This window comes from Chryseobacterium sp. YR221, from assembly GCF_900176315.1.
In the GTDB taxonomy this organism is placed as follows: Bacteria; Bacteroidota; Bacteroidia; order Flavobacteriales; family Weeksellaceae; genus Chryseobacterium; species Chryseobacterium rhizosphaerae.
Genome location: NZ_FWXM01000009.1, coordinates 35,057 through 50,512 on the forward strand (window position 1 = coordinate 35,057; position 15,456 = coordinate 50,512).

Genomic DNA, 15,456 nt, shown 5'->3' on the forward strand with positions numbered 1-15,456 from the left:
AGACTTCCCTGTCACAGAGAAGTCTTATTTTTGTCTCTTATTGATAAAATAAACTATGAATTTCAGATTTTCAATTATGCTCCTAATGCTTTTTGTATTGGGATTTTCACAGGATCTTACAGTGATGAGTTTTAATATCCGGCTTAATGTAGAATCGGATAAAGAGAATGCGTGGCCTCAGAGAAAGCAGGATGTAGCAGATTTACTAACCTACTATCACCCGGATTATTTTGGAGTTCAGGAAGCACTTCCTGAGCAGATGAAAGATATTAAAAGCGGATTGAAGAATTATGACTATATCGGGGTAGGAAGAGATGATGGAAAAGAAAAGGGGGAGTTTTCTGCTATTTTTTATGATACCAACAGGCTGGATGTGATAAAATCCGGAACATTCTGGTTATCTGAAACTCCGGAGAAACCTTCCAAAGGATGGGATGCAGCATTGAACAGAATCTGTACTTATGCTGTGTTTAGGGATAGAAAATCTAAAAAAGAATTTTTAGCAATGAATCTTCATTTTGATCATGTTGGTAATGTGGCAAGGGTTAAGTCTTCGGAATTAATTATAAAAAAGATCAAAGAACTTAATCCAAAAAACCTTCCTGTCACCTTAAGTGGAGATTTTAACCTGACAGATGATACAGAACCTATTAAGATTCTTTCTCAACATATGAAAGACAGTTTCTATCATTCGGAAACAAAACATTATGGCCCGGTAGGAACCTTTACAGCCTTTAATGTCAATGAAGTACCTAAAGAAAGGATTGATTATATTTTTACAAAAGGTTTCAAAATCAAATCAAATAGACACATCAATGACAGAAGAGAGAACCTGCTGTATCCATCGGACCACTTTCCGGTGATTACTGAGCTTTCTTTCTAAAATTAATATGTTGGAAAATCAACTTCAAATCCAATTCCTCTAAGGGATTGGATTTTTACTTCCTGGTCATGGCTGAAATATTTTCTGAGTCTGCTGATAAATACATCAAGGCTTCTTCCTGTAAAATAATCATTGGTTTCCCAGAGGCTATCCAGGATATTGTCTCTTGTTATCGTGGTATGATTATGCTTCAAAAGATAGACAAGAAGTTCCTGTTCCCGAACGGTAAGGCGTATATTCCCCTCGCTGTGTGAAAGTAGAAGTTTACTGGTGTCTAAAGAGTATTCTCCAATTTTAATATATGTTTCTACAGCAGTAGGTAAGGTTCTTTTCAGTATGTTTTTTATTCTCAAAGTTAGTTCCTCCGGGTCGCAGGGTTTGGCAATATAATCGTCTGCTCCTATTTTCAATCCGGTTAACCGGTCTATTTTCTGATTCTTGGCGGTTAAAAAGAGCAGTGGAAAGTCACTTTTTTCCTTCAGGATCATTTTGGCTAAAGAAAAACCATCAATATTAGGCATCATAATATCCAGAATTCCGATATGGAAGGGAAGTCCGGAAGGGAGAATTTGTACGATATCTTCAGGGTTTTGAAACCAGCTGACTTCAAAATCTTCAAGTTCAAGATATTGTTTAAGGATCATTCCGAAATCTGGATCATCTTCTGCTAAAAGGATTTTAGTTTTCATAAGGAATAGATATTTTAAAAGTAGTTCCCACTTTAGGCTGGCTGGAAACCTGTACTTTGCCATGATATTCGGTAACAATTCTTTTGACGATATACAGCCCCAGTCCCAGTCCTTTATTGTTATGGATATTATTGGCCTGTATTCTGTAAAATTTTTCGAAAATATTTTTTAATTCTTTCGTTTCCATACCAAAGCCATTGTCTGAAACCTCAATTTCTAAATGCTGTTGAGAACTGCTGATATTAACTTTTATATTGGAGGCACCATACTTTACACTGTTCTCACAGAGATTTTTAATAACGGTTTCCATCAGATTTTTATCAAACGGAAGTTCCTGTGATATATTATTTTCAAGTGTAAAATCTGCAGTAGAATAGGTGAAGGCCAGATCCTGAATAAAGAAGTTCCAATCTTCAGGCTTTACAGCAGTCACTTTATCCGGTATTTCATCTTTGTGAAGTTGGGACATAAGGGTCTCAAGTCTGTAAATCTGCCGGTCAATAAGGGGAAGCGTTTCCGGGTTCCAATCTTTCTTTAGGGTTTTAGCGGCTATTTTTAAGGTGGCAATTGGGGTTTTGAATTCGTGTGAGATATTGTCTACTACGGTGTGAAGTACCTCTACCTGTTTTTGCTGTCTGATCAGGTTCTTAACGGTGAAAATATACAGCAGAAGAACGCTTGCAAGCAGGATAATACAGCAAATAATCAATAAAGTAAGTTCTTTAAAAACAATAATCTTGATATTGGCAATTTCAAATTCAGTTTTGCTTTTGACCAGGAAAGTATTTTTTCTTTCAATTTCTTTATTGTTACTGTCATTCCTTTGGGTAGAAGAGGTTTCCCAGCTGCTGGTTGTTGAGATTTTAGAATTTTTAACCTTATTTTTTGTCTCATAAATAACGATAGGCTGATCAATTATTTTGGTGCTGTCTGGGAGATGTATGATGGAATAGTATTGAATTTTTGCAGAAATGTCATAGCCTTCTTTTTTGAAACGGCTGCTGATATAACGGTTTAGCTTTTCTCTGGTAGGTTGTCTGTTGGCCAAAAAATGGGTTAAAAACTCTTTTTTGCTGATTTCCTTATCATGATATTTGATAATAATACTCTGAAGAGAATCATCTTTCATCTCTTTTGTACTGACATCCTCCAGTTTATCGGTGTAATTGGATAAGCCTTCCTGAATAGACCTATAGATATCCCTTTCTTTTACCTGATAGGTTTTGTAAATAAAAAACACCTGGATTCCCAATAAAATCAGGAACAACGTAGCGAATAGAGGAATAAGGTATTTGCTTTTGGACATCATTAAAACAAAGATAAAGCTTTAGCTATTTTCGGGGATATATATTTTGATATTAACCTTTCATTAACCCATGATTCAGTGTGTTTTTCGTGCCTCCTGTAAAGAGGAAAACAGAAAAATAACCGTTAACCCATCATTAACCTCCTGTTAACCGAAATTTCCCTGCTCAATTCGGAGTTTTGTCCCATAAAACAATAGGACAATCTTGTTTTATATCATTTTAAATTAAATGTTATCATGTATAAATTTCTTTTTTTTCTGTGCTTGCCCATGTTGATGCTGGCTCAAAAGCAAAAACTTTTGGGAACGGTTGAGAACACGGAAAATGAAAAGCTTTCCACAGTACAGGTGGAACTGTATAATTCCAGGAATGAATTAATCAAAACTTTAAAGACGGATGGTAACGGTAATTTTACGCTGGAAAATATCTCTGAACAATATGTGAGACTGGTAATAAAAAATGAAGGATACTCTTTATTTGAAAAGAAACTGGATCTGCAAAAGCCTGAGCCGCTACATATCATCATGAAAAAAGAGTCTCAAGAAATAGGAGAGGTGGTGATGACCAAGCGGAAGCCTTTGGTGAAAAGAAAAGTAGACCGTCTGGAGTTTAATGTGGAGAACAGTAATATCTCATCACTCAATGCCTGGGAGATTTTGAAAAATACACCTAATGTAACGGTTAATAATAATGTACTTGCTGTAAAGGGGAGTACCGGGATTTTGGTGACTATTAATGATAAAAAGGTGATGCTGACCGGTGATGAACTGAAAAATCTTTTGGAAAATACGCAGGGAGATGAGGTGAAGTCTGTAGAAGTAATCACTAATCCGCCTGCAAAGTATGAGGCATCAGGGAGTGCGGTACTGAATATTATTATGAAAAAAAACAAGATTGAAGGTTACCGGGGAATTCTCTCTTCAAAATATGTGCAGACACAGTACGCAAAAGGTGTTTTCGGACTTTCTCAATATTATAAAAAAGATAAACTCTCCGTGATGGCGAGTTATTATAAAGGGATGGGTACTTACTATAGGGAAGGAACAGATTATGTCAATTATCTGGAAAGCCAGAAGAGATGGGTAAGTACGATGAACAGGAAGGATAAAAACTATAACCAGAATACCCTGAATTTTAATGTGGAATATGAGCTGGACAGTTTGACCAGCTTAAGCCTCAACTATTCAGGGTTTTTCTCTCCAAAATCTCACGGAATATACAATGTCCCTACAATAATCTATAATAATCAGAATATTGCTGAATCTGATTATACCACAATCAATGATCACCAAAACCGCAGTATTAATAATTCTTTAAGCTTTCAGGTGGATAGGAAATTGAACAAAAAAAGCAGCCTTTCATGGATCAATTATTTTACAGGAAACAATGCCGATAAGTATCAAAATGTGATCACTTCCCTGAATTTTGCAGGACAGTCTCCGAGAGAAGAGAATTTTATGACTCAAAATAAAACTGATGTTCAGCTGTATTCCACACAGGCAGATTATCACTGGAAAAATGAAAAATTTGACCTGGAATCCGGAGTGAAATACAGTTTTGTAAAAACAAACAGCAGATTGGATTTTTCCGATAATGAAAATGGAATGCTGCAGTACAGGCCAGATAAAAGCAGTATTTTTGATTATAAGGAACACAATTTTGCCGTTTATTCTTCTTTGGGATACACTATCGGAAAATGGAACTTCAAAGCCGGACTTCGTGCAGAAATGACCGATCTGGAGGGAATTGTTTCTGAACCTTATGACCGGAATAAAAATAAATACTGGAATCTTTTCCCCACTTTTTATACACAATATACTACGGAAAATAAACAGGAATTTGGATTTTCCTACGGCAAACGCATCAGCAGGCCTACCTATTCATGGCTGAATCCTGCAAAGTCTTATTATAATCTTTTCTCTTATTATCAGGGAGATCCCAAATTAAAGGCAACCATTACTCATAATCTTAACTTTACCTATTCCTGGAAAGAATGGAATCTCGATCTATACTACCGAAAAGAGATCTATCCTTCTATGGAAATTTCCTTCCAGGAGCCCAGTACCAACAGTTTGATCTACTATTTTACCAATATTGAAAAAGGGGAAGCTTTCGGACTGAGTTTATATAAGAATTTTCAGATAAAACCATGGTGGAATCTTATTCTGTCCGAAAATCTGGAACATAATGAAAATTATTTTAAAGGTACCGACGGAATACTGTACAAAAATAAGGTATGGAACTGGGTTTCCAATGTTTCTACAAGCTTCACACTGGATAAAAGCAATGACTGGAAGCTGGAAGTAGGTCACCGTTACTATTCTCCGGGAATACAGGGAACCTTTAGAATTTCGAATGCCTGGACTGCTTATTTTGTAATGAACAGAAAGTTCTTTAACAAAAAGCTTGATGCCAGTTTTATATTCAATGATATCTTCAGAACTATGGGGCAGAAAGTGAGTACTCAATATGCTAATCAGGATAATTATTTCCTGGATTATAGTGATACACAAGGTTTTACTTTTTCTTTGAAGTTCAATTTTGGAAACCAGTCTGTAAAGAATGCTAAGACAATTAAGAAGACAGAAGAACAGGAGAGATTGTAAATAATTAAACAATATGCGGTTATTATTAGATATTCTTATTAAAGAATTTGCTGCTCTATGTCACATTTTCGCTATTTTTGATACCAATCTTAAAAAAGATAGTTATGAAGAGAATTTTTTCCGGTGTGATGGTGGTGGTTTCATTGTTCCAGCTTTCTGCACAGGAGTTATATATGCCGAGAAATATCAAGAAAGCCTACGAAAAAGGAACGCGCGACATTTCGGGAGCGCCGGGTAAAAACTATTGGCAGAATAAAGGGATTTATAATGTTGAAGTAAAGGTAGATGCCAATACAAAAACAGTTTCAGGAAAAGAAACAATTGTTTATACTAATAATAGCACGGATAACCTTAATGAATTGGCTATCAGGTTTGTTAATAACCTTCATAAACCACAATCTCCAAGATCCGGAACAGTCTCTAAGGATTTTTTATCTTCCGGACTCAAGATCAAATCATTTATTGTAAATGGTGAAAAGTATGATATTGATAGTGATGATTGGGGAACTGTTGAAAAAGTGAAATTGAAATCAGCTTTAAAATCAAAGGCTAAAGCTGAAGTTAAAATAGAATGGGAATACCCGCTTTCAGTACAGAGTGGAAGAGAGGGACAGATAGATCCTGAAACTTTTTATGTAGCTTATTCTTTCCCAAGAATTTCTGTATATGATGATTATAATGGATGGGATATGCTTCCCCATTCAGACAGGCAGGAGTTTTATAATGATTTTAATGACTATAGTTTTGCTATTACAGCACCCAAAAATTATGTAGTCTGGGCAACCGGGGATTTTCTGAATCCCGATGCTGTCCTTCAGCCGGAATATTTAAAAAGATATAAAGCTTCCCTGAAGAGTGATAAGCTGATACATATTGCAACAGAGCAGGAAATGAAGTCCGGGAAAGTAACCAGACAGAATAAATGGAATGTTTGGAAGTTTAAAGCGAATCATATTACTGATTTTTGTTTTGCATTAAGTAATCATTATGTATGGGATGCGGCCAGTGTTCAGCTGAAAACAAAAAGAGCGAGTGTCCAGGCAGGATACAAAGCCGGAGCAAAAGATTTCGAACAATATGTGGGATGGATGCGCTATAACCTGGACTGGTTTTCGAAAAAATGGCCAGGAGTGGAATATCCTTATAATGTCATGACTGCTATTCAGGGATATGCTGATATGGAATATCCAATGATGATTAATGATACCAGTATCCCAGATGACCTTCAGGATGCAAGACTTACAGCCGATCATGAAATTGCTCATACCTATTTTCCTTTTTATATGGGAATTAATGAAACGAGATATGCTTTTATGGACGAAGGATGGGCAACAACACTGGAATATCTTATCGGGATTGATGAAAACGGTGAAGGGAAAGCAAAAGAATTTTATAAAAACTTTCGTGTAAAAAGGTGGATTAATGATCCTTCCGCAGAGCAGGATCAACCGGTGATCACAATGAGTACACAGGTAAGCGGTTCTGGCTATGGGAATAATTCTTATGTAAAAGCGTCTTTATCCTATCTTGCCTTAAAAGATTATCTGGGAGACGAATTGTTTAAAAAAGCATTGCTTCATTATATGGATAACTGGAATGGTAAACACCCTGTTCCCTGGGATTATTTTAATTCTATGAACACAGGGTCCGGAAAAAATCTGAACTGGTTTTTCCATAACTGGTTTTATACCAATAATTATATAGATCTAAAAGTGGCAGGCGTTTCCCAGATGAATGACCTGCTTACTGTAAATGTTATCAATATAGGAGGATTTGCTATTCCGTTTGATGCTATTCTGTCTTATGAGGATGGAACAACAGAGAAGCTGCATTTTTCACCTTCCATTTGGGAGAAAGACCAAAAGCTGACTGATCTTGTGATTCCGATCAAGAAAAAAGTAAAATCGGTACAGCTGGATGGAGATCTTTTTATGGATTACACTCCGGGAGATAACAGTAAAACACTATAAAAGTAAAAGCCTTCATATTATTGAAGGCTTTTTTATTTTAAAAATACGCTGTTAACCGTAAACCTAACGTGATATAATTGATTCTTTCTTTAGCAATAACATGATTAAGCTCTTCATTTAATTCATCATTCTCTTTTATGTCATCACTAAAATGATATCTGATGGTAGATTTTATCTGGTTGTAATCGGCATATAATGTAAGCCCTATTCCTGGATTGAATTTATAGGTAAGGGAAGTTCCTGCATTCCACCGGAAAGCGGGCTTAGGTTTATAGCGGGCAATAGGAAGCTCATGAGTTGGAGTATCTATGCTGTCGCTTTTTATAAATACTTTTCCGCTTGCAGTGGCTGCATATCCGGCAGTCGCTTTTAGGGTAAATTGCCATTTGTCTGAAAACTCATGAGAAAAATAAGGCCCTATCCCGGCACCCAGAAAACCTAAAGATTGGGTAATGATACTATAATCTCCAAAATTTTCTCCGTCATCTAAAGTTTCTCTCAGGGGCTTCACAGGAAAACTGCTAAAGCTGATGTCGGCTCCGATACCCCATTTTTTTGAAAAGAAATAAGCTCCTTCCAATCCGCCTTCAAAACCTACTTGTTTTTTATTGTCAAGATCAGATTCTTTCAGGAAATTTGTTGTACCCAGTGCTGTACCCAATTTTATAGCTAGAAAAGAAGGGTAGTCATTTCCCTGTATCCTCGATAAAAGACTTAAATTATCCCCTTTGTTTTTATACATTTTATCTATAAAAAAGTAGCCTAATTCCGTAGATATAATACCTATTCCGGCACCTGCCAATACATCAGGGAGCCAATGTCTGTTGTTTAAATTCCGTCCAAGTGCTGTAAGGGTAGCGGCACTATATCCTCCAATACTGTACGCAGGGTTTACCATTCCATATTCTTTATGCAGAAAGCTTGCATTGGTAAAAGCCATTGCAGAGTGGCCGGATGGAAATGAATTGTTTTTAGAACCGTCCGGTCGTTCCACTTTTGCTGTATATTTGATGGAGTTTACTACTATACCCATAATGGCTAAACTGGTAACATAAGAAAGTGTAGCCCTTCCTATATTATTCCGTCCCTTTACTCCGGAAAGTTTTAGTCCGTAAACGGCTACGGCGGGGGCATATTGCAAATAATCATCGTACTTTGCCTTGAATGTTGGAAGATAGCGGTTTCGGACTTCGCGGATATTTTCTTTCTCTCCCCAGGTTGCCGCCGCCGCTGTAAAAAGTATGGCCGGAGCTACAGATTTTTTCACCCATTCTTTCTTGAAAAATGGCGTTTTATTGTCAACAGGTATATCGGAACTGATTAATGAAATATCTTTTTGAAGATTTCTGGACTGAACAGTATCTTGTGCATGATAACAACACAAATGTAAAAACAGACCCGCTGCTGATATTATTTTTTTCATCCTTATTTGTCCTGAAGTTTAAAACCGCATAAAAGTAAAAAAAAAATCCATCCCTAAATTGGGATAGATTTTTTTTAAGCAAATCTTAATATATTGATAATTTAGTACAGTCTTAAACCTGATCTTGGTCCTGATGCTGAAACTACAGCCTGCATTCTTTGTTTTTGATTGGTTGTAAACATTACCATGATCTTGTCATCTACATAATCCATATAGTTCATGAAGATTTGAGAACGGCTTACTCCACCACAAGCACGGCTAAGAGGATAAGAAGGTGTTCCGTAATTTGGACCAGGCGAAACAGGAGTGTCATTAGAATAATCTGTCTGGCAGCCTGCATCTGAAGAACCCCAAAGGTGAGGGAGATTTAAATAATGCCCCACTTCATGAGTGGCTGTTCTTCCCAAATTGAAAGGTGCTGAGGTTCCTGAACCAGTTCCTATATAAGGAGCAGCTATTACTACACCATCTAAAGAACCTGTAATAGTTCCCGGATAATAAGCATATCCAAGAGTACCCCCTGTCATTTTATTTACTACCCAAATGTTTAGATAGTTGTCCGGAGTAGTAGCTGCAATCCCTGTGCTTGCCGATTTCATCTTATTGTCATCAGGATTCCAAAGCGTTGTACTGCTTTGTTTTCTCACTGTTTTAGCCAATCTGAATCTGATTTTAGTATCTCCGGCCTTTACAGGAACGAATTCTGATGGGGTATTGCTGTTATCTGCATTCGTAGCTCCGTAATCTCTGTTCAGTACATCAATCTGGGATTGTAGTCTTGCATCGGATACATTTTCACTGCTTGTGTTGTATACAACATTGAAAACTACAGGGATTTCTACAGTGCCATCTGCTAATACTTTACCTACTTTTATATCGTTAAGACGTTGTTCTGTAAACTCTTCAATAGCGTTAACTCTCGCTCTGGCTGCAGGATCGGTACTTAGAATTTTGTTTCTCATTTCATCGGAAGGGCAGGATCTTCTGTTGGCAGTTTCCTGAGGTTGCGTGTCCTGTTGTTCTGTTACAGAATTGACATCGTTGTTACAAGAAGCCAGAAATAGAATTCCAGCTCCAAAAAGAAGTTTTTTCATATTATATTATTTTGGTTTTGAGTTTGTGAATTTATATTAAATAAACTTAATGTGCAAATTATTTCTTAATTTATTTAATTATCATTAATCTTTACTTCTAATGGTTGTGATTATCTTAATTAAATTTAATTAAAATTGAATTTTAATCAATTTTAATAATTTCGTTTTTATATTTCACTTTTTTGTGTTTTTTAACTAAAAAAAATACTATTGTTTTTGATTTTTTATTGAAAATTTAATCACATGGTAGATTCATTTCATACTGTTGGAAAGGAAGCTAATTGTTCCGTAAAGTTTGTCATGATCATTATCTACATTTTTTAGCTGGTGGATAATGACTTTTTTATCATTGTGGTTTTTAGGAATTTAAATCACTTGAAATAAAAAATCCATCTCAATTGAGATGGATTTACAAATATTAATTAGAATGGTATTTAGATTTATTTTATTATAAAACTCTTAATCCTGTTCTTGGACCTGATGATGCCACTACAGACTGCATTTTTGTTTTTTGGCCTGCTGAGAACATAAACATGGCTGCATCATCTACATAATCCATATAATTCATAAACATTACAGATCTTTGCACTCCGCCACAAGTATTATAAAGCGGATAGGTTGGTTTTCCTGCATTATCTCTGGTTTGAGTTGGAGTGTCGGCAATCAGGTCATTTCCACAATTGGCATCTCCCCAAATGTGTCTAAGTCCTAAATAGTGTCCTACTTCATGAGTAGCAGTTCTTCCTAGGTTAAAAGGAGAAGAAGCTCCTGTTTTTCCAAAATAAGGAGCGGCGATTACTACACCATCATTCCAGAGACCTGCTGATTCAGGAAAAGTTGCATATCCTAGAACCTGATATTGACCATCTGGCATACTGCCTACTACCCAAATATTAAAATAGTTAGTAGGATTAGTTGCATCAATACCTCCTGTAGACGTTTTTTTCATAGTATTTGCTGTTCTGTCTGCAGCACTCCACGAAGATTTGGTAGTAGATTTTCTTATGGTATTTACCAGTTTGAATTTTACTTTAACATCTCCGGATTTTACAGTCTGAAATTCTGTAGGTATTTTTGAAATATCGGTATTTGTACCACTGTAATCAGCATTTAATACAGCAATTTGCTCTGCGATTCTGGCATCTGAAACATTTTCTGCTGCAGTTTTATATAAAACATTCACTACTACAGGGATTTCAACAGAGCCGTCTGCAAGAACTTTTCCTAATTTTAGGTTAGCTGCAAATTTTTCTGCATTAGCTTCAATATCTGCAACTCTTTGTCTGAGTGCCGGGTCTTTTTGCAATGCTTCCTGTCTCATTTCTTCTGAAGGACAAAATCTTTTTGATGCTGTTGGGGCTGAAGAATTTGCTGAATTTTGAGATTCTTCTGTTTGGTTTGAAATGTTGTCACTGTTACAGGCTGACATGAAGCTTAGTACAATAGCTCCGAATAATAGTTTTTTCATATCGTCTTTTTTGTTTGAGGATGTGAAATTATATTATTTGAAATTGATATGCAAATTATTTTGATGATTATTTAATAAATCGTTATTTAATCGCTATTTTAATTGTGTATTTAATCTTCAAATCGGCTTTTTGTTGAATTTTAACCAAAATAGAGTATTGCGTTTTTTATATTTCACAAGATGGGGTGTTTTTAATGTAAATAATTGTCATTATTATTTATTTGAAAGAATATTTTTATTTTGCCTTAGCTGCCAAAACCATTTTTGATCGCAAAAACGGCAAGTCCTACACGGGTTTTTAAATCCAGTTTTTCACAAAGCTGATCACGGTAGCTTTCTACTGTCCTTGGGCTGCAGCACATTCTGTCTGCAATTTCCTTGTAACTGAGCTCGGTAACCGTGTATTTCAGGAATTCCTTCTCCCTTTCGCTAATTTTTATAGTGATTTCTGAGCTCATATCTTTATTAAGCGTAGAGAATATAATTTTTGAAGCCCAATCCGGATAGAAGAAGCCGTCGGAATTTAACCTTATAAGTGCTGTTTCAAGATCTTTTGGATGTGTGTTTTTTAGCAGATAGCCTTTTGCGCCACTTTTAATCATTTTAATGACACTATTGTCATCACCCTGCATGCTGAGGGCCATTATTTTGATATCAGGATGGTTTTTCGTAAGCCAGGTAGCGGTTTCAAAACCATTCATAATGGGCATACTGATATCTAACAGTATGATATCGGGGATTTTGTTGCCTTCTTCAAATTTCTGAATCAGGTCTTTTCCGTTTTCACAGACATAGATGACCTCAAACTCATTAAAATTACCAATAATACCTTCCAGTGCTTTGGCAATAAGTATATGGTCATCAACAATTACAATTGTTTTTTTCATGATTGCTTTTTTAAAATAATATGAAGATACGTTCCTGTGTTTTTCTGGCTTTCAAAATGAAAGTCGGCACCGATGATTTTTGCCCTGTTTTTCATGTTGGTGAGGCCAATCCCATTAGATGCTGTCTGGCTGGTGTCAAATCCAATCCCATCATCATGAATGGAAAGTTCCCAAAGGATATCTTCGGAAGTATTTAATGTAATAAAAATATTTTTACAGTCCGAATGTTTTATACTGTTCTGAATAAATTCCTGAGTGATTCTGAGCAGTACATTTTTGTGAACAAAACCTAAATCAAGCTGATCAAAGTTGTAGTTAAAACTTACCGTACATTTTTTAAAAGAATTAGTAATGTCTACCTCTTCCTGGATTAAGGTTTTTATTTCTTTTTGGTTGATATTATCATCCGTTAATGTTTTGGAAAGGCTGCGGAGATCCTGTAAAGACTGGTTGATAATCTGGGAAACCTGCTCAATTCTTTCACTGGCTTCCGGAACTTTATTCTCATAAAGCATTTGCTGGGTATAGAGACTTACCAATGTCAGTTTTTGACCGATATTGTCATGAAGTTCTCTTCCGATCTGCTGCATAGTGGCCTGTTGGATTTCCAGCTGGGTAGCCAGAAGCTCCTTTTGATGGATCTCATTTTTTATTTCAATTTCATTCAGATATTCTTTTTTACGCTGCCTGTAATTTCTGATATAGATAGCCACTGCAACGATAAACATCACAAAAAATATATTAAATAAAATAATGACGATTAAGAGTTCTGTTTTCCCCATATAAATGAACTTGCAAATAAAAGATACATTACTACACCTGAGATCAGAAAATAACTGAAATAAATATTCCAGATTTCCATATAATTAATCAAAACAGAGAACAGGGCCATGAAAGGTAATGTTCCAATATAGGAAAGTGTTACCCCCAGGTTAATATAAAACATCCTGTTTTTACTAAAATTAAGAATGTCCTGTGAATTAATTTGCTTATAATATTCCATCACTACAAGAAGCATTAAAATAAGACAACCAAAGGTATAATTAAATGCAAATACTATTTTACTTCCCGAAAAATACAATTCGTTGGGGATGAATGAAAGCAGGTATAAAACGGATAATACAAAAAATAATTTGGGCTTTCCTAAAGATTTTGCGGCATATAACCAGTAAAAAAATATAAACTGGATAGGCATCAAAAAGTAATTATAATAGTAGGATTTGGAAAAATAGGGGAACTTTCCCCATCTACCATAGGCTTCTCCAAGAAAAATAAAAACCAAATAGAATATGAAGAAAATCCAATATTGGTTTTTTACACGATTATAATACAAAAGCGATACCACCGCAGCAAGTCCTTCGGCCCAAAGCATACTTTTGCTTACAAATTCTTGGAAATCGGTCATATTCTATAAAATCATCAATTAAGTATTAAAAATATTCAGCTATTGGATTGGATGGAGGAATAAGTTGTCCGTTATTTTCTCCAATAGGATCTTCCTCTTTACCCCCTCTTCTGGCAGTTAATGCTAAATTGATAGATTGATCCAAGGTATTGAAATCATAGTGGTGGATTTCTCCTTCTTCATCTGTTTTTTTTACCGTAGGAATCATGACCAGGGTATGTCTTCCGGCATACTCTTCAGATACGGGATGGGATTCCATTATATTCCAGTTTTCAAGCTTTGGATAAGCGGCATAATAAAATCTGATTCCTAAATCTTCCTCAGTTGCATTGGGAGTCTTTTTCATGGCTTCTTCTTCTATCATTGCAATGAACTTTTTTAATTTAGGAAGGTCAAACCAGATTGAATGGGCATCTTGTATCCCCAAAGTCTCGTTAATTGCACTCAAATGATTCTGGCGGTAATTCTCTATTAAAGTCTTAATTAAACCATTTGACATTCTGCCGGATTTTGGTCCATATTCATTAGTAGATTCTGCTTCCATAACTTAGTATTTATAAAAAATGTTAGTGTATCTGCAAATTTCGGAAAAAATATGGTAGAAAAAATACTAATAAATAAGGGATTATACTGTTATTTTTACCGTGTTTTTACGGGTTGCATATGAATGATACTATGCGTAAATAAATATCGAAGTTCTCATAAGGGTACAAAAAAACCGGAGGTAATCTCCGGCTTAGATTTATATACAAGGATATTTCGTTCGGTCCTTGCAAACCAGTCCTGCCGTGCAGCATAAACCGGTAGGGCAATTCCAGAATTCGTCACACATGATGATGGATGTAAGGACTCCACCGTCAATTTTCTTTAATTCATCTCTTTTTAATTTTTTCATGTTGATTTTGGTTTAGTTAGATTATTATGGTAAATGTAATGATAATTCACATTATTTGGATAAAAATAAACAAAAAGATAATTTTTTGATCTTTCCCTGTGATTTTACAAGAGGCCAGGTTTCTGTTTTCCCCGTATCAGCGAAACCGAAAACAGGATGTACATGATAATAAGAGAAATTTGAAAGTAAGAATAATAAATATCCCAGATTTCTTTATACTGCCTTATCTGAGCGTAAAAAGTCCAGAATGGCATGGTTCCGATGTAGAATAAAGTAACTCCCAGATTGATGTAAAACATTCTGTTTCTGCTAAAGTTGATAATCTCGGAAGAATTCACCTGATGATAATATTCCATAATCACAAGAATCATTAAAATAAGACACCCAAGCGTATAATTGATGGAAAAGATTTCCTTCTTGGTATCAAGAAAAATTTCATTGGGGATAAATGACAGCAGGTAGAGCAGAGATAGGATATAAAAAAGTTTGGGTTTTCCAAAAGTCTTTGCTGCATAGAGCCAATAAAAAAATATAAACTCCAGAGGAATCACAAAATAATTATAAAATTTTGGACTGTCGTAGTCTATAAAACGTGGACTGTATTTTCCGAACACCTCACACAGGAAAATGATGATAAGATAGAGGCAAAAATACTTCCAATGCTGCTCTTTTTCACGATGATAATAGAATAGTGCGATGAGTGCCGTGGCTCCTTCTACCCAAAGGATGGTTTCATAAAGTATTTGGGGAATTGTCATGTATGATGTGAAAATATTTTACAGATTCTTAGATTGGGCTTAAATTAATCATTAGTATTTGGTTGTTGAAG

14 protein-coding genes are annotated in these 15,456 nt (G+C 35.5%); 3 read left to right on the plus strand and 11 right to left on the minus strand.

Annotated elements, in window-relative coordinates:
* The first annotated feature begins 55 nt into the window (after positions 1-55).
* Complete coding sequence (locus B8967_RS21190) at positions 56-883, plus strand: endonuclease/exonuclease/phosphatase family protein (RefSeq protein WP_047494946.1); 828 nt, start codon at positions 56-58, stop codon at positions 881-883.
* Between the two features lie 2 nt (positions 884-885).
* On the opposite strand, the gene B8967_RS21195 is transcribed toward B8967_RS21190, so the two are convergent.
* Positions 886-1,572, minus strand: a complete 687-nt coding sequence (locus tag B8967_RS21195; protein WP_084087782.1) for a response regulator transcription factor — start codon at positions 1,570-1,572, stop codon at positions 886-888.
* Complete coding sequence (locus B8967_RS21200; protein WP_084087783.1) at positions 1,562-2,881, minus strand: sensor histidine kinase; 1,320 nt, start codon at positions 2,879-2,881, stop codon at positions 1,562-1,564. The genes B8967_RS21195 and B8967_RS21200 overlap by 11 nt, the downstream gene beginning before the upstream one ends.
* Positions 2,882-3,115: 234 nt before the next feature.
* On the opposite strand from B8967_RS21200, the gene B8967_RS21205 reads away from it, so the two are divergent.
* Both B8967_RS21205 and B8967_RS21210 read left to right on the plus strand, forming a co-directional pair.
* The gene (locus tag B8967_RS21205; RefSeq protein ID WP_084087784.1) at positions 3,116-5,485 is read left to right on the plus strand and encodes an outer membrane beta-barrel family protein; all 2,370 of its coding nucleotides are present in this window, start codon (positions 3,116-3,118) and stop codon (positions 5,483-5,485) included.
* Between the two features lie 104 nt (positions 5,486-5,589).
* Positions 5,590-7,455 carry a M1 family metallopeptidase gene (locus B8967_RS21210; protein WP_084087785.1) on the plus strand — a complete coding sequence of 622 codons (1,866 nt, stop codon included), beginning with the start codon at positions 5,590-5,592 and terminating at the stop codon, positions 7,453-7,455.
* A gap of 37 nt (positions 7,456-7,492) precedes the next feature.
* On the opposite strand, the gene B8967_RS21215 is transcribed toward B8967_RS21210, so the two are convergent.
* The 9 genes from B8967_RS21215 to B8967_RS21250 form a co-directional block, all read right to left on the minus strand.
* On the minus strand, positions 7,493-8,878 hold the full coding sequence (locus tag B8967_RS21215) for a phosphatase PAP2 family protein (RefSeq protein ID WP_084087786.1): 1,386 nt from the start codon (positions 8,876-8,878) through the stop codon (positions 7,493-7,495).
* A gap of 101 nt (positions 8,879-8,979) precedes the next feature.
* Positions 8,980-9,972 (minus strand): zinc metalloprotease, encoded by a 993-nt coding sequence (locus B8967_RS21220; protein WP_084087787.1) that lies wholly within the window; start codon positions 9,970-9,972, stop codon positions 8,980-8,982.
* Between the two features lie 448 nt (positions 9,973-10,420).
* Positions 10,421-11,440: a zinc metalloprotease gene (locus B8967_RS21225; protein ID WP_084087788.1), complete on the minus strand. Its 1,020-nt coding sequence runs from the start codon at positions 11,438-11,440 to the stop codon at positions 10,421-10,423.
* 245 nt (positions 11,441-11,685) lie between these two features.
* Positions 11,686-12,327 (minus strand): response regulator transcription factor, encoded by a 642-nt coding sequence (locus B8967_RS21230; protein WP_084087789.1) that lies wholly within the window; start codon positions 12,325-12,327, stop codon positions 11,686-11,688.
* Positions 12,324-13,109, minus strand: a complete 786-nt coding sequence (locus B8967_RS21235) for a sensor histidine kinase (RefSeq protein ID WP_047496817.1) — start codon at positions 13,107-13,109, stop codon at positions 12,324-12,326. Before B8967_RS21235 ends, B8967_RS21230 begins: the two co-directional genes overlap by 4 nt.
* Positions 13,088-13,732 carry a hypothetical protein gene (locus tag B8967_RS21240; protein WP_084087790.1) on the minus strand — a complete coding sequence of 215 codons (645 nt, stop codon included), beginning with the start codon at positions 13,730-13,732 and terminating at the stop codon, positions 13,088-13,090. Before B8967_RS21240 ends, B8967_RS21235 begins: the two co-directional genes overlap by 22 nt.
* Positions 13,733-13,757: 25 nt before the next feature.
* Entirely contained in the window at positions 13,758-14,276 is a 519-nt protein-coding gene (locus B8967_RS21245; protein WP_084087791.1) for a hypothetical protein, read from the minus strand.
* 198 nt (positions 14,277-14,474) lie between these two features.
* A complete protein-coding gene (locus B8967_RS22620) occupies positions 14,475-14,627 on the minus strand; it encodes a hypothetical protein (RefSeq protein ID WP_156126151.1) in 153 nt (50 codons plus the stop codon).
* 104 nt (positions 14,628-14,731) lie between these two features.
* Positions 14,732-15,385 (minus strand): hypothetical protein, encoded by a 654-nt coding sequence (locus B8967_RS21250; RefSeq protein WP_047496808.1) that lies wholly within the window; start codon positions 15,383-15,385, stop codon positions 14,732-14,734.
* Positions 15,386-15,456: the final 71 nt, after the last annotated feature.

Excerpts from the sequence above, each read along its gene's own strand:
- B8967_RS21190 (WP_047494946.1), top strand. The coding sequence starts at position 56 with ATGAATTTCAGATTTTCAATTATGCTCCTAATGCTTTTTGTATTGGGA.
- B8967_RS21195 (WP_084087782.1), bottom strand. The coding sequence starts at position 1,572 with ATGAAAACTAAAATCCTTTTAGCAGAAGATGATCCAGATTTCGGAATG.
- B8967_RS21200 (WP_084087783.1), bottom strand. The coding sequence starts at position 2,881 with ATGATGTCCAAAAGCAAATACCTTATTCCTCTATTCGCTACGTTGTTC.
- B8967_RS21205 (WP_084087784.1), top strand. The coding sequence starts at position 3,116 with ATGTATAAATTTCTTTTTTTTCTGTGCTTGCCCATGTTGATGCTGGCT.
- B8967_RS21210 (WP_084087785.1), top strand. The coding sequence starts at position 5,590 with ATGAAGAGAATTTTTTCCGGTGTGATGGTGGTGGTTTCATTGTTCCAG.
- B8967_RS21215 (WP_084087786.1), bottom strand. The coding sequence starts at position 8,878 with ATGAAAAAAATAATATCAGCAGCGGGTCTGTTTTTACATTTGTGTTGT.
- B8967_RS21220 (WP_084087787.1), bottom strand. The coding sequence starts at position 9,972 with ATGAAAAAACTTCTTTTTGGAGCTGGAATTCTATTTCTGGCTTCTTGT.
- B8967_RS21225 (WP_084087788.1), bottom strand. The coding sequence starts at position 11,440 with ATGAAAAAACTATTATTCGGAGCTATTGTACTAAGCTTCATGTCAGCC.
- B8967_RS21230 (WP_084087789.1), bottom strand. The coding sequence starts at position 12,327 with ATGAAAAAAACAATTGTAATTGTTGATGACCATATACTTATTGCCAAA.
- B8967_RS21235 (WP_047496817.1), bottom strand. The coding sequence starts at position 13,109 with ATGGGGAAAACAGAACTCTTAATCGTCATTATTTTATTTAATATATTT.
- B8967_RS21240 (WP_084087790.1), bottom strand. The coding sequence starts at position 13,732 with ATGACCGATTTCCAAGAATTTGTAAGCAAAAGTATGCTTTGGGCCGAA.
- B8967_RS21245 (WP_084087791.1), bottom strand. The coding sequence starts at position 14,276 with ATGGAAGCAGAATCTACTAATGAATATGGACCAAAATCCGGCAGAATG.
- B8967_RS22620 (WP_156126151.1), bottom strand. The coding sequence starts at position 14,627 with ATGAAAAAATTAAAAAGAGATGAATTAAAGAAAATTGACGGTGGAGTC.
- B8967_RS21250 (WP_047496808.1), bottom strand. The coding sequence starts at position 15,385 with ATGACAATTCCCCAAATACTTTATGAAACCATCCTTTGGGTAGAAGGA.